Source organism: Acinetobacter sp. ANC 3813, assembly GCF_002135435.1.
Classification (GTDB): Bacteria; Pseudomonadota; Gammaproteobacteria; order Pseudomonadales; family Moraxellaceae; genus Acinetobacter.
Map to the genome: position 1 here is coordinate 207,300 of NZ_NEGK01000007.1, position 13,951 is coordinate 221,250.

Below are 13,951 nucleotides of genomic sequence, written 5' to 3' on the forward strand. Positions count from 1 at the left end.
CATGGCAGCACTATAAAAGATCAGCATGCATTTGTCATTTAATTCGCTTATACACAATGCATCTGCACCGCAAAACAACATTAGCAGTGATTCATCCGCTCCGTTTTTTTAGAGATTTCTTCAGTAATTTTTTTGATGGAATACAGAAGCTGACCTAAAAGCACATGCTTTGATGTCAGCACAACCAGAACCATTGGGTATTTATCATCTGGAATAGCCGTTAATACCACTTTTCCATTATTGGCATCCAAAGTCAGGCTTTGGCAGCCATCCAAATTAATCTCCCCCATAAAAGCCTGAACCATTGCCAAAATAGAACTGCTTACCGCTGCCAGCTTGCCTGAGTTTTCGATATGCTTTTTAGAAGCCGAACTGAGTTCAAATCCGTCTGTAGAACACAGCATGGTAAATTCAACCTCTGTAACCTCTCTAAGCAAAGCATCAAGATGAGTATGCGCGTATTCTACAAGCGACGCTGGAGCCTGGCGATTCAATTGATGGGCTAACATGACTTTTACCTTAAATAATTAAATTGAAAATTGAACTTCTGCGTTGGCAATCAATGCTTCAATTAGTAAAAGCACATCATTTTTTTCACGGGCATCAATAAAGAAAAGTGGATAATTCACATCTTTATGGACTTGTTCCCACTCACGGTACATTGAAGCGGTGTTTGGCGATTTCACATCTAAATGGGTAATGCCAATAATGATATTGTCACTGACCGTTTTGAAATACTCTAAATAGAAATTGAGCTGATCAATCGGATTATGCACACTATTATCAATTAAAATAATCGTGCCCAAAGCGCCTTTGCATATGGCAGTCCAGATAAAATCAAAACGTTCTTGGCCCGGTGTGCCGTATAAGCCAACCTTTGTTCCATCATCTAAAATCAACTCACCGTAATCGATGCCTACGGTGGTGAACATTTTAGTGTGGGATGCCGTGTCAGTATTCACTGCCTCGGTAGAGACCACATCCACACTGGATAATGATTTAATCGCTTCGCTTTTGCCAGCACCCATGGTCCCGGCAAACACAACTTTATACTGCTGTAAAATCATAAACTTCCACTATAAACCTAGCTTTCTGCGCAAACTACCGAAAAATCCGCGCACTTTGCTTACTTCTTGACTTGCTGCAGGCATAGATACAGATACTGCATCCAGCGAATCTATTGCTGAGATTTCTTCCACAATTTGAGCGACATCGCATGCATACAGATATCGGTGAATCGTATTTGCACTGATGTTGGTTTTTTTATGAATATACTCTGCTGTACAGCCTTTGCTTAAATAAGCAGATATTTTCAACAGCTCACTGCGCCGCTTTAATGATGCAGGCTGTGGCCAATGCTGCAATTTATAGGCACTGCTATAGTTAGGCACATCATATGGCGCATGGTCCCAAATAAACTGCCAGATACCATTGCTCAGTTCTCTGCATTGAAAATACTTTTTAAACTTCACAACCGTATTAATGTCTGCAGGCACAATAGCGAAATTGCCTTCTGCGATTAAATTAAACTCAGGGTTTAGGTGAAACTCTTTATTTTTTAAATCAAAACAAGCCACGATGTTCTGATTATTTTCAATCACAAAATGGCTGATTCCAGCATATTCTTCATGCACATTATGAAAGGCGTTTGCCAGACTTTGATGTGAAAGCTTTTTAGGAACCCGCTTAACCTCTTCCAACTCTAGATTTAAAGGCGCCTGTGCAATAACAGGTACGATCATTTTATCCAAGGCTTGCTCTATCCAGCGGTATAACGTTTCTGGCGACTTTATCGGCAGATAAAGCGTTTCATCAATTAATTCCCCCGAAATACTTTCATTTTTCTTTAATTTTAAAATCTGTATATTTGATTTACTTATTTTCTCAACATGATCAATTTCTGCAAAATCATCATTAATTAACAGCAGCTGCAATCTCTCATCAGATATATGTGTCCATTGAATCTGATATTGACTGAAAAACTTAGAATATATGATGTTTTTTAAATCATTAATTGTTGAAAGACTTAAACCAAATATAGAAATATAAATTGATTTATTCATAATTATTCATTTTATATATTCAAAAAAAACAAGGTTATTGCCAATAGCAATAACCTTGTTTTTATTTTATTAAGAGAAATCCAGCTCTTTTTCAAAATGCTTGAGCTCATGACGAGCCATCGCTAAGTTTGCTTTACTTCTATCTAATACAAGGTATAAAAATAATGCATTATTTGAATCCAATGGACGGATCAAATGATACTGCTTACCCAGTGTAATTAAAATATCTTCAATAGAATCATTGAGATTTAGCGCACGAGCAACCTTGCGCTTAGAGCGGATAACTTCAGTGTTGCCTGCCGCTGCCAATTCTAAATCGATTGAATTATTGCCTTGTGTAGCCAGCGCTAAACCGCTTTCGCTATCAACTAGCGCACTTGCAATAAAACCATCAATTTCCAATAATGAATCTAAAGAAACCTTAGCCATTGTATATTACCCCCTGATTATAAATTATGTTTTGATAATTTCTTATTAAATTGAATTATCGAGGGAAAAATAACATTATAATTTTTATCGAGCATTGGCAAATATCATCTTTTATTACAACGAAATACCTTAAAAAAAATATGGTTTTAATCCCCAATATATTATTAAAAAGATATCTACAAACAGTAAATCCAAGTTAAAAATAATCGCAAATTATGCTTAAAAAAAAAGCATTTCTAAGATTTTAGTTCTAATTTATACATAAAATCTAAATAGACATCTGTTTATCATTTTCAGTCATTGTGCAGTATCATTTATCAAAATGACTAGAACGTCAAATTCGATTGAAAAAATCGGGAATTCCAATTAGCATTTAATACCAAACCGCTCAAAAACAAATCACATCAATCTGAGAAAAAAATGCAAACTATCCTTTATTTATCTGTACTTTTTGCATAATGCAACACTTCACACGCCTTCTACTGCTGTTTTAGCGTACTCTTAAAATTTAGATCAGCATCGTATCAATGTCATTAGCTTCGTCTAGATCAATGCATAGCAATCTGAACAAAATCGCTGTTTTGCAATTGACATAAACGCTCTATACTTTGATTCAAATTTTCATGAAATGTATTTCATCATCCAATGTCCGATTTACAGCTTTCACTCAGTGAATACCTCTCTGCCGTTCAGGAAGTCATTAAACTGGCTTTTGATGATGCTGTATGGATCAAGGCTGAAATCCGCAATTTAAATATTAAAGGCGGGCATTATTATATTGAGCTGGCAGAAAAAGAACCTGATAGCGATAAAGTGATCGCAAGCTGTAAAGCGACCATTTGGAAATTTTCAGCACAAAAAATCGTGACTAAGTTCGAACGTGAAAGCGGCGTTGAATTAAGCCGTGATTTAAATGTATTGATAAAAGTCAGAGCGCGCTTTGACCCTCAGTATGGTTTTTCTGTCAATATTGAAGAAATTGATTCAAGTTACACCCTTGGTGATATTGCCAAACGCTATCAGCAAATTGTTTTGCAGCTGAATGAAGCTGGCTTACTGAATAAAAATAAACTTTTAGCCGCTCCATTTGATATTCAGCATGTCCTGGTGATTGCACCAGAACAAGCCGCAGGTTTAGGAGACTTTAAAAAAGATGCCGACGCCCTGCAGCAGGCTGGCGTGTGCCAATTTATTTATCAAAACGCAACATTTCAAGGCAATACCGCTGCGCAAAGCATTATGACCGCTTTAGGCCAAGGCCTTCGGCAATGGGCAATAGATTTCACAGCACCGCCCGATTTAATTGTCATTATCCGCGGCGGCGGTTCAGTCAATGATTTGGCGTATTTAAATGATTTTGATTTGGCTGCTTTGTTAAGTAAACGTTCTGTGCCAATCTGGGTAGGTATCGGTCACGAGAAAGACCGCACTATTTTAGATGAGATTGCGCACCGTTCTTTTGATACTCCGAGTAAAGTCATTGCAGGCATTCGGAGTCATATTGTCTTGCGCGTACAAGAAGTACTGGCCTTTAAACAGAATATTCAGCTTTTGTCTCAGCATCAAATCGCCGCGTATCAAAGCAAAAATGATCAATTGATTAAAATCATTCAAACACTGTCTAAGAATGAAATTGCAGATATTCTCAAACAGCTGCAGCAGATGAAAGATCAGGCAAGAAATTATGCTGATCAGATTTTAAAGCTGGCTCAACATCAGGTCGAAGCCTTAATCCGTGAAACGCTGCTGCAAAACCCGCGCCATATTTTAACCAAAGGCTATGCGCTTGTGCGGCAGCAAGGCCATACGGTCAGTAGCGTCCAGCAACTAAATAGCACATTGCCTCAAATCCAAATAGAACTGCAGGATGGCGTGATTAATGCCGACATCCAATCTATACAGCCCCATAAAGGAAGCAGCTCATGACTAAAAAGCAAGATCCCTTAAGCTTTAAAGAAGGCTATGACATTTTGAAGAAAAATGCCGAGCTGCTTGAGCAGCAGCAAGAACCTGATATTGATAATTTAATGAAAATTGTTGAAGAATCTATGCAAGCCTATAAAGCCTGTAAATCACGGGTAGATGCTGTACAGGCTGCTTTGAATGAGACGTTTAAAGAGTGATTTTAAAGTGTTGCTATTGAATAGCTTAAGCTAGCTCTTCGTCATTATTCATTTTCAAGAGACCAATACAATCCCTAGATCTTTTTCGCTAAAGTGAGCTTGGCTTTCAACAGTTGAATTTTATTATTTAGGCGGAGAAATCGGTGTTGCGTAGCAAATATGCATTTTCCCATGAATTTGCTGATAGCAATTCCATACTCCATGTTCCCATTTAGGAATAATCTTGTTGTTTTTAATATTGCGATAATAGCTTCTCGCTTCTTTTGAATTTTCATAGCTATTGCCAAGTAAGATATGACAGTTCACTTCTTCATCGCAGAAATTAGATTCTTCAATGTAATAGTCTTTTTTATTTACCACAAATTTAGTAAAGGTTCCGCCCGCAGCGCCGCCAGATACGATTAAACACTTTTGAATCATACTCCGTCCATCAAGAATCCAGCACTTACCATGTTCATCGGGATAATCATGGGCAAAAGCATTGCAAGAAATAATGGATAAACTAAGGATTAAATTATTTTTCATTTTATGCATTTCTTATTGTTTCAAATATAAATAGGGGTTCTTTCGAGACTTATTTATATTCAAATCTGCAGCTAAATACAAGATTTTAGAAACGACATTTCTGAGAGCATTACTTTCAATTGGATTATATACGCTGTAAAAAAGTGTGAGTCACTGCTTTTAAATGTATTGTATTTTTTCAATACTTCACACTAACTACCATAAACAGTCTACATTTTTGGCTATTCACGCCAAGCATCTCTCAATCGTTTTGTATAACCCATATTATCAATTTTTTTTCTAAAATCTAAAAAAAGCCAATGGGAAATACTTATTTTTAGGTATTGATTCATTACAAAAAAAATCATCTAGTTAAAAATAATCAAAATCATCTGAGAATCTCAATGAAACGCTTATTACTTATTGCTCTCGCTGCAACTTCTTTTTCTGGATTAGCTCATGCAAATAATGGGGTTTATGCTTCAGTAAAAGCTGGGGTTAGCAATACAAAAATGAAGAATAACCAAGTTAATTATTTTTATGACGATGGTTCATATTACAGTTATGAAGACTACTATCAACATGACCAATCTAAATCAATCTATCCAAGCATCTCAACTGCTGTTGGTTTTGACTTCAGTAAAATCAGCAATATAAATACAAGGATTGAATTAGAATACACATATAAACACAGTACCAAGTTTGAACCAACATCAAACTATGAAATTTGGACAAACACCTATAGCACCGACAAATATCTAAGTAAAAAAGGCACAAAGAAATTTAGCAATGATTTAAAAAGCCAATCATTAATGGTAAATGGTTACTATGATTTAGCAAATAAATCTAAATTCACACCTTATCTTGGTGCAGGTATTGGCCTAACACGAGTTAAAAATGATTATGTGAATTTAGATTATCCTGACTACAATTTGTCTAAAAGTGATAATCACTTCACTTGGTCAACAAGCATTGGTGTTTCTTACAACGCAGCAAATAATGTAGATTTAGATCTGAGCTATAGATATGTAGATTTAGGAAAGTTTAGATTTGGTAAAGATTTTAAAGAATATGATTCAGAGGAAACATCATTTAAGTTAAATTCGCAAGATTACTCTTTGGGTATCCGCTATACTTTTTAATTGGTTAGGCCCTCAGCTGAGGGCTTGTTTAAACTCATATATCGGTCATTGCAGATGTCGACTCATCTTTTCAAAAAACGACTAACGCCCTTCCAAAAATTTAGCCTTTTAATTTAATAGCCATAAATAAATTAGGTTGCCTCACATAGTGAAGACTCGAAGCTTTTTATTTTCTTGTCATCAACATTAGTCTTGTTGAGTAATTTCAGGCTTCAAAATCAACACTTGCTTTTGAAGCCTGAAATTACTCAACAGTCTACACTTAAAAATAAATGCAGATAAATACTCATAAAAAATTATATAAAATATAAATTTACAAGAATTTAAATTTTTAGACCATTAGAAGCGCCAATTATAGAATAAATCTATTGCGCGCTCTAAAGACTGGCTTGCTTCCAAATATAAACGCTGGTTCATTTGATAACGTAACGTCAGTTTATTGACCGGTGTAAATACTCCAACACCATAACGGATAAACAAGTCAGGTGTAATGTAGCCTGTCACTGATACTTGTGTATCATCACCTGTTCCTTGGGCATCCAGCGCTAAACCGCTCAAACCAAAGGTACGGCCAATTTGGTTGGTCAATGCACGTGTTCCGCCTAAGCCCATACTAATACCTGCCGCTGCAATGGTATTGTTCACATCAGACTTAAAGCCTTCAGATTGGCTTAAACCACTCGTACCCTCATTAATACGGCCTGTAATTAAGGCATTCAGTGCTTCCTGTTCAGATAGTCCAGCATCGTTATACACCTGAATGCTTGGGCTTGAAACTGTACCTGTTACACGCACACCCACCGTACTGCCTTGAACTGCTTTGTTTGCATCAATATCCAATGTTGGATTGGCCAGCGGCCCATTAAAACGAGCAATCGCACGATTCAAATCCAGACTTTGTCCATAAGCTTCAATTTTTACACGCTGCGGCACACCAATTGCGCCATTTGCACGCATTGCAGTTTCTAGACCGCGCTGTGATAAGTTTAAACGGCCAATTAAAGGAATACGGCTATCAAACCCTTGGAAAATCACTTGTTTGCCAAGACTGACGGAAACATCGGCACGAATATCCCAAGGGCGTGCAGATTTTAGAATTTCGAGCTGATTGTCACCTTCATGCACAATACGCACATCAGAAGACACATTTACAACAGGCGCTGATGCTTCCGGCATAGATATTAAGGCTCGCGGCACATCTACCGTGCCAGACAAGGTCAATTTTTTCTTAAACGGCAGAACATCCAAATTTATATTAGGCGTTACAATTGCCGTAATCAGCGGTGCTTGACGCACCAGCAGATTTTGACCATTTAATTGCAGCTGAATACGCGGCTCATCTTTCCAGTCAACATTGCCTGTCAGCTTACCTACGCCCTGACCGCTGTTAAATGCGCCGTTAATAGTCGCATGATCCTGCCGCACAGCAGAATACAGTTGAATATTGCTCAGATTAACTGGTAATGAAATCATGCTGATTGAACCATCTTTAATACGGATATCACCTTCCATTAAAGGATTGGTCAGCGTGCCGCTAATCTTGCCTGCATATGACAATGTACCGCCCATCGAACGGACATCCTGAATAAAAGGCTTAAAGATTTTCAGCTGGACTTGGTTAAATGCCACTTCACCGCGCATTGGCTTATTGTCTTTATAAGGATCAATAATCACATTTGCATAGCCGGTTCCAATATCTGGCGCCTTGGTATCCAAACGGATTTGCAGGCCTTCCGCTACACTTTTGGCAATCAGGCTAACTTCATCATACTTTAAGGTCGAACCTAAATATTGCGGATCTTCTGCGGCTAAGCCCAATACGCCATCACGTGTGAGTAAGCGCGCATCAATTTTAGGTCGTGCGCCCTTCGCCCACGATGCTTTGGCATAACCGTTCACTTTGCCGGTAATGGCTAAACCTTCGGGCATGAAAGCAGCAAAATCTGCAAGATCTAAATTACGGGTGACAAATGACACATTGCCCTTATTTGGATTCACCCGAATAGGCTGATCAAAACACAGTTCACTTTGCTGGCTCATCCAGCAATGCGCACCGACAAATAAGTCAGACTGCGCTGAAGTATAAATAATTGAAGCGTTTTGCCGCTGCACTAAACGAGTACGCAATGAGTCAAAGTCGCCTTTCTGAATTTGCCCCAGCCAATTATTTTGCGCATTAAAACCGCCCGCCAGCTGTACTTTAAATTTCGACAGTTTGTTTTCTGCATTGATTTTCAATACATGAGCGCTTCGCGTTCCAGCTAATGAAATTTCACCTTTCTGGATTTCACGTGAGCCGCTGCGCAGTTTTTCTAAACGCGCGACCATTTGCACAGGCGTAGTCTCTCCTGTCGGCAGCTCACCTTGCACACGGATTTGCTTCACACTGAATAAATTATTAAAACCGAAATTCTCTACAGCTAAATTGGCTGAGGCCTGCAACCGCGGCTGCACTTGCATATTGAGATAACCATAGGCACGGCCACGCAAACCGCCATAGATTTCATACAATGCTGGCGCATTTATTTTCAGGCGTAAATTCTGCGCATTGCCAGTGGCTTGTATTTGATTGCTCGCATAGGCTAAAAATAAATCATTGGCTTCAAATTGCTGCGGCATAAAGCCTTTTTGGCTGGAGTTAATGACCAAAGCCAAATTACCCTTGCCGCGCACAGGTTTATTATTGATGATGCCTGCCAAATTCAAGCGCTGGATTTGTACGCGCTTTAAGGCATCTGACCATAAGCCTTGGGTTTTTAAAGTACCAGACAATTCACCGCGCACGCTTGAAGCAAAATATTGCGGCTTAAACCGAATGAGTGAAGCATCTATATCCCAGCCGACCCCATTTTTTAAATTGACTAAGCCGCGGGCAAAAACTTTACCTGCAATACCGTCATGTTGCAGCTCTGCAATATTGATGAGTTCTGGCGTACCTGAAACACGAACCTTCAACAATCCTTTACTGGCTTCGAATTGGCTTGCAGATAAATTGCCGTCATAATTCACAGCAAAGCTTTTAAAACCGCCGCCCGCTTTAGCATCATGAAACAGCAATGCTGCCGTACTCGTTCCTGTGAGGCGCACTGTTTCATTTTGCTGGGCCATACGGCCTGTTAAATCTACGGCGCTCAAATGAATGATTTGCTGATTTGGTTTTGCAAAACCACTGGCCTTCACAGAACCATTGAGCAGATTAAAAGGCGCTGCGGCAGCCACAGTTTGCGGATTAAAATTTTTCGCATTTAACAATGCATTCCATTTCAGCTGACGCTTGTCCGTAGGCAATTGCAATACAGCGCTGCCGCTCAGCTGCCCTTGCGCGGCTAAGTAATTAAAGCTCGGCACATTTAAATTATTGTCTTTTAAATTCAATTGCGCTTGATACGCGCCTGCTGGCAGCATGCCTTTTTCATGCTGTGCGACTTTGGTTGCCACCTGAATATTTTGCTTACCTTCAGTCAAAACCAGCTTAACATTGCCTGAAGCGCTGCTGAGCCAGCCCACATATGGCACTGCACGGTCTATATTGAGCCATGACACATCCATCAGCATCGGCTGCGCTTTTTTATTCTTTTCAGGATTTTGGTCGAGTTTTAAATTCCATGTTTCATAACGGTCAAAATCTACCAAAGCCGTTAAATGCATGCCATTTTCAAGACGTCCCTGAGATGCAACCTTAGCATCTAAACTTGGCGGCAAGAAATCCTGTACAACCAGAGGTATCAATTTATCTTTAGGATTAATCTTCTCTAAACGGCCTTGCATATCCCAAATCACATGATCTTTCCAGCTGACTACACCGGCCAAATTGACTGCGCCTTTCATTAATTGACCATTAAGGTTGTCAATATTCAACTGATTTACAAGATCTGTATGCATAACAGCATTGTATTGACCCTTAGGTACATTTTCACCGGTCAGGTCTGTTATGACATTTAAATCTAAACGCTGAATATCACCATTAAACTTCGCCGATCCTTTTTCTATAAATAGCTTCTGATCTATCAATAAAGGCAAATGATAGTTCTTAAACTTTAACACCCCATGCATTGGCACATGTGGACGCATTGGATGCACCACAGCCCATCCTGTCAGTAAATCAGGTGTACTTGTTGCGACGCCTGCTTGAATCGTATCCAGTGTTCCGCGGGCATCTACAGCAATATCTTTAATATTCAGACTGTTATTTAAGGATGGGAGATTCACTACAGCTGTTGCGCTTAAAGGATATTTTCCTTCAAATTTCATTTGACCTGTTGCGCTGCGCACGCTCAGATAACCCATATCCATACGAGAGTCTTTAAACTTCAACTCTGTGCCAGACCACAGCGCTTCATTCAGCTTAATATCATTAAAATTCACATTTGAAGAATGTGTTTTGATCAGCAGATGATCGACATCCGCAGTATCTACACGCAATACAAATGGAAGGCGGATTTCACTGAATTTAAAGGGTTCATCGCTCGGCGGTGTTTTAGTAATAATCTGCAGATTTCGCACATCAGCGCTATTCAAATGAATCTCTTTATTTAAAATAGCGCGCCAGCCCAGTGTCACATCTGCACGGTCAATTTTAACAACTACAGGTTTTAGGCTGACCAAGACATTGCGCAGAATAATGCCTTTCAGCAAATTCCCGCCTTCATATTCATAATGAATAATCTTCTGCCGCTCCAAAACACGGTCCAGCAAGAATTTACTGCCTTTGTCTGTAGAAAACATGACGGCTAATGCAGCAACCAGCAACAGCACCATAAACAGCAGTGAAAATAATACACTGCGCAGAATACGGCGCTGTTTTGGCAATCCAGTTTGCGTATTTTCCGGTTCCAGATTTTGCTGCTGTTCTTGTTCAGCCATAATGCTTAAATCACCTTAAAATTATAATTGTGAGCCAATAAAGAAATGTACGCGTATCGGATGGTTGTCGTCTGATAGACCGCTGGCAACATCTATACGGATCGGGCCAATGGGTGATGCCCAGCGTATACCGATACCCGCGCCATAGGCGGTATCGGTATTAAAGTCTTTATCGTAGGCGTTACCAAAGTCACTGAACACTGCAGCGCGCCAACCCTCTTTAAATTGATAGTTATATTCTAATGAACCAATTGCCAGCGCTTGACCGCCAACTTTAAAGCCGTTTTCTTCGGCGGCTAGGCTCTTATAGTCAAAGCCGCGGATACTTTGGTCGCCGCCCGTAAAGAACCGCAGGTTATAAGGCACATTATTAAAATCATTGGTAAAAATATAAGCTAGATCACTGCGTCCAACAAATTGATGATTGTCATTTTCGCCCAGTGAATACATAAAGCGCCAGCCAGCATTAACAATGGCCATATCTGCATCAGACAATAAGCTTTCAGAACCTAATTCAATTTTATAGGTTTGCTTAAAACCTTTGCTGGGGTTAATGCGTTTGTCGCTTACTGTGCGAGATGCTTCATAGCCAAACAATAATGACTGCTGCTGACTGTTGCTGTTCACTAAGAATGCATCTGGAATTTCGTCAGAAGCAATGGCGCCATCTTGCGTAATCCGATCTAGGCGGTAACGCATGCCAAAAGTATGCTGCCAGCTGCCACGCGGATTTTTAATGACACGGTCGGCACCAGCAACTGCAGATTCAATCATCAAGTTAACATTTTGCCCCACATCATCCCGCTCTTCGCGTTCATAACCGCCAACCAAACTAATAAAATCATTCAGTGGATGGTGATATGGGATATTGTAACGGCCTTCCAGAGACTGGCGGATCTGAGACAGCTCCAAGTTGGCATCAAACGTATGGCCACGCTTATTCACAATGGCGCGGCGGTATTGTCCACGCAAACGCGCGCCAGTATCTGTACCATAACCCGCACCCATTTCTGCACTGTTCAGCTTGTCGGCATTTAAAGTCACAATCACAGGAACAACTTTGCTATCCCGCGCCTGCGCTTTAAGTAGATCCTGTTCCTGCTCTTTTGCATCCTGAGTTTTTTGCATTGTCCGCAGATTTTCATCTGCATCTTTCACACCAGCAAATTCATCTTCATTCACAAGGTTTTGCGAAACTTCTTTATTTGATGCAACCGCTTTTTTGTCCTGCACCTGCGCTGAACTTTCTTCCAATTGATTTTGATCAACCAAGGCCTGAATATCTGGCGGCAGCTCCATTGGCTTTTCTATCGGATCTGGGCGCACAGCGTCAACTAAGGTGTAGTTAAAATAGCGTGAGTTTGTCAGGTTATTAGCCAAACCATTAACACGCCAAAAGGCATAATCCGCACCTTCTTTCCAGGTAACCAAGCTTTCTAGAATATCCCGATCCAGCGGAAATTCTGCCGCTGGGTCGCTCATGCGGAATTCTACATTGCCAAGTTTGTAACGCTCGCCTGTTTCAAAACGCAAATTTATATCTGCTGTATTTTGCGGCTGAGCAACTTTGACATCATGCAAACGCCAATAGGAATCAAAATAACCGTTATTCGTTGCTGCGTCATTAATACGGGTTTTAGTTCCCTCATATGCGCCATGATTCAAAATATCGCCAACATCCTGATCTGGCAAAACACGGATAACTTGAAACTGTGCCTGCTCTGCGCCTGCACCGCTGAACTCTACATTGTGTTCATTAATCAGCACTGGCTGATTTGGTGTTACGGTTACGCTGACTTTATTGTCACTGGCTTTTTCAAACTTAAACTCAGCATTATAGAACCCAACAGCCTGAGCAGCCTGATTAGACAAGGTTCTAAGCTGCGGCAGTGCCGATGGAAAATCACTATATGATTCCACCGTAAAACTGGACAATTTGCCTTTAATATTAGCTTTTAAATTTTCCAGTGCGGCAGCATATGCTTTATTGCTCGCCTCACTGTTATTGGCTGTCTCGGTAAAAGTAACATCTGCCGTAATACGCGGCACTTTTGCAGTGTTTATTTCACGTGGCGGACGAATCTTATAAAGCATACGCTTAAAGAAGTTCGGTTCTTTGTCTATATCTATTTGCTCTTCAGGAAAAGCTGTACTCAGCGCACTGGACTGATCATTCTGCGCAACCTGAATCTCGCTATCTGCGCGAATACTGCTCATCAGCTGATCAATGTTGACTGGCGCCTGATTAATCTGAGCCAATTCCTGCTGGGTAATATCTGCAACGGTATTTTCAGTATTTTGCTCAGCACGGTAGTTTTGCGCTTCGCGCTTGGCCTCTTCGGCGACCTTCAAAATTTCATTGGCCATCGTCTGATCAATTGGTTCAACTGGCAGGTCTTGTAAATCTTCAAATTCAATCGGCTTAAAAGCTTCCATCGGTGCGGCAGGCTGCATTTGCTGCTGAAGCATTTGCTCACTATCAAGCTGTGCTTCAATATTTTGAACCGATTCGATTTTCTGTTCGAGTTCTGTACTATTTAGATTTTGTTTGACAGCTTCGCTCTTGAGCTGCTCAATCATCTCTGCTTGAGTAGCGTCTGCAACAGGCGTATTTTTATCATCTGCATGCGCAGTATTTTGCTGTGCGAGCAGCATTAAAAAGATGCTCAGCCACAAGCTTTTATTGCTATGATGCCTATATGTATGATGACTCATACTTAAGTGAAGCATTGTCTTTTTAAAATTTATTTTTGCAGGCATAGCAAACTCTAAAGAAATTCTTTATGTAATGGACTATTTAACCAACGCATTATGAGCTAAAGAACTT

Annotated in this window: 10 protein-coding genes; 3 read left to right on the forward strand and 7 right to left on the reverse strand. The window is 40.1% G+C overall.

Translation table 11 applies throughout. The annotated features are described in order from the left end of the window. Positions 1 to 80 precede the first annotated feature (80 nt). From B9T34_RS12250 to B9T34_RS12265, 4 genes are all read right to left on the reverse strand, one after another. Positions 81 to 509 (reverse strand): roadblock/LC7 domain-containing protein, encoded by a 429-nt coding sequence (locus B9T34_RS12250; protein WP_086213406.1) that lies wholly within the window; start codon positions 507 to 509, stop codon positions 81 to 83. A gap of 18 nt (positions 510 to 527) precedes the next feature. Then, complete coding sequence (locus B9T34_RS12255) at positions 528 to 1,067, reverse strand: GTP-binding protein (RefSeq protein ID WP_086213407.1); 540 nt, start codon at positions 1,065 to 1,067, stop codon at positions 528 to 530. Positions 1,068 to 1,076: 9 nt separating this feature from the next. Beyond that, positions 1,077 to 2,063 (reverse strand): hypothetical protein, encoded by a 987-nt coding sequence (locus B9T34_RS12260; protein WP_086213408.1) that lies wholly within the window; start codon positions 2,061 to 2,063, stop codon positions 1,077 to 1,079. A gap of 69 nt (positions 2,064 to 2,132) precedes the next feature. Then, positions 2,133 to 2,492: a hypothetical protein gene (locus tag B9T34_RS12265; protein ID WP_086213409.1), complete on the reverse strand. Its 360-nt coding sequence runs from the start codon at positions 2,490 to 2,492 to the stop codon at positions 2,133 to 2,135. Between the two features lie 645 nt (positions 2,493 to 3,137). On the opposite strand from B9T34_RS12265, the gene xseA reads away from it, so the two are divergent. Together xseA and xseB are read left to right on the forward strand one after the other, a co-directional pair. Further along, positions 3,138 to 4,418, forward strand: coding sequence for an exodeoxyribonuclease VII large subunit (gene xseA, locus B9T34_RS12270; RefSeq protein WP_086213410.1), 1,281 nt, complete (start codon positions 3,138 to 3,140; stop codon positions 4,416 to 4,418). Further along, a complete protein-coding gene (xseB, locus tag B9T34_RS12275) occupies positions 4,415 to 4,615 on the forward strand; it encodes an exodeoxyribonuclease VII small subunit (protein WP_086213411.1) in 201 nt (66 codons plus the stop codon). The genes xseA and xseB overlap by 4 nt, the downstream gene beginning before the upstream one ends. Before the next feature lie 123 nt (positions 4,616 to 4,738). On the opposite strand, the gene B9T34_RS12280 is transcribed toward xseB, so the two are convergent. Beyond that, a complete protein-coding gene (locus tag B9T34_RS12280; RefSeq protein WP_228147448.1) occupies positions 4,739 to 5,140 on the reverse strand; it encodes a hypothetical protein in 402 nt (133 codons plus the stop codon). Positions 5,141 to 5,523: 383 nt separating this feature from the next. On the opposite strand from B9T34_RS12280, the gene B9T34_RS12285 reads away from it, so the two are divergent. Further along, positions 5,524 to 6,261 (forward strand): outer membrane protein, encoded by a 738-nt coding sequence (locus B9T34_RS12285; RefSeq protein WP_086213413.1) that lies wholly within the window; start codon positions 5,524 to 5,526, stop codon positions 6,259 to 6,261. Positions 6,262 to 6,600: 339 nt separating this feature from the next. Here B9T34_RS12285 and B9T34_RS12290 read toward each other — a convergent pair whose 3' ends face one another. Both B9T34_RS12290 and B9T34_RS12295 read right to left on the reverse strand, forming a co-directional pair. Then, positions 6,601 to 11,124 (reverse strand): translocation/assembly module TamB domain-containing protein, encoded by a 4,524-nt coding sequence (locus B9T34_RS12290; protein ID WP_086213414.1) that lies wholly within the window; start codon positions 11,122 to 11,124, stop codon positions 6,601 to 6,603. A gap of 21 nt (positions 11,125 to 11,145) precedes the next feature. Then, a complete protein-coding gene (locus B9T34_RS12295; RefSeq protein WP_086213415.1) occupies positions 11,146 to 13,884 on the reverse strand; it encodes an autotransporter assembly complex protein TamA in 2,739 nt (912 codons plus the stop codon). Positions 13,885 to 13,951: the final 67 nt, after the last annotated feature.

Excerpts from the sequence above, each read along its gene's own strand:
- B9T34_RS12250 (WP_086213406.1), bottom strand. The coding sequence starts at position 509 with ATGTTAGCCCATCAATTGAATCGCCAGGCTCCAGCGTCGCTTGTAGAA.
- B9T34_RS12255 (WP_086213407.1), bottom strand. The coding sequence starts at position 1,067 with ATGATTTTACAGCAGTATAAAGTTGTGTTTGCCGGGACCATGGGTGCT.
- xseA (WP_086213410.1), top strand. The coding sequence starts at position 3,138 with ATGTCCGATTTACAGCTTTCACTCAGTGAATACCTCTCTGCCGTTCAG.
- B9T34_RS12280 (WP_228147448.1), bottom strand. The coding sequence starts at position 5,140 with ATGAAAAATAATTTAATCCTTAGTTTATCCATTATTTCTTGCAATGCT.
- B9T34_RS12285 (WP_086213413.1), top strand. The coding sequence starts at position 5,524 with ATGAAACGCTTATTACTTATTGCTCTCGCTGCAACTTCTTTTTCTGGA.
- xseB (WP_086213411.1), top strand. The coding sequence starts at position 4,415 with ATGACTAAAAAGCAAGATCCCTTAAGCTTTAAAGAAGGCTATGACATT.
- B9T34_RS12290 (WP_086213414.1), bottom strand. The coding sequence starts at position 11,124 with ATGGCTGAACAAGAACAGCAGCAAAATCTGGAACCGGAAAATACGCAA.
- B9T34_RS12260 (WP_086213408.1), bottom strand. The coding sequence starts at position 2,063 with ATGAATAAATCAATTTATATTTCTATATTTGGTTTAAGTCTTTCAACA.
- B9T34_RS12265 (WP_086213409.1), bottom strand. The coding sequence starts at position 2,492 with ATGGCTAAGGTTTCTTTAGATTCATTATTGGAAATTGATGGTTTTATT.
- B9T34_RS12295 (WP_086213415.1), bottom strand. The coding sequence starts at position 13,884 with ATGCCTGCAAAAATAAATTTTAAAAAGACAATGCTTCACTTAAGTATG.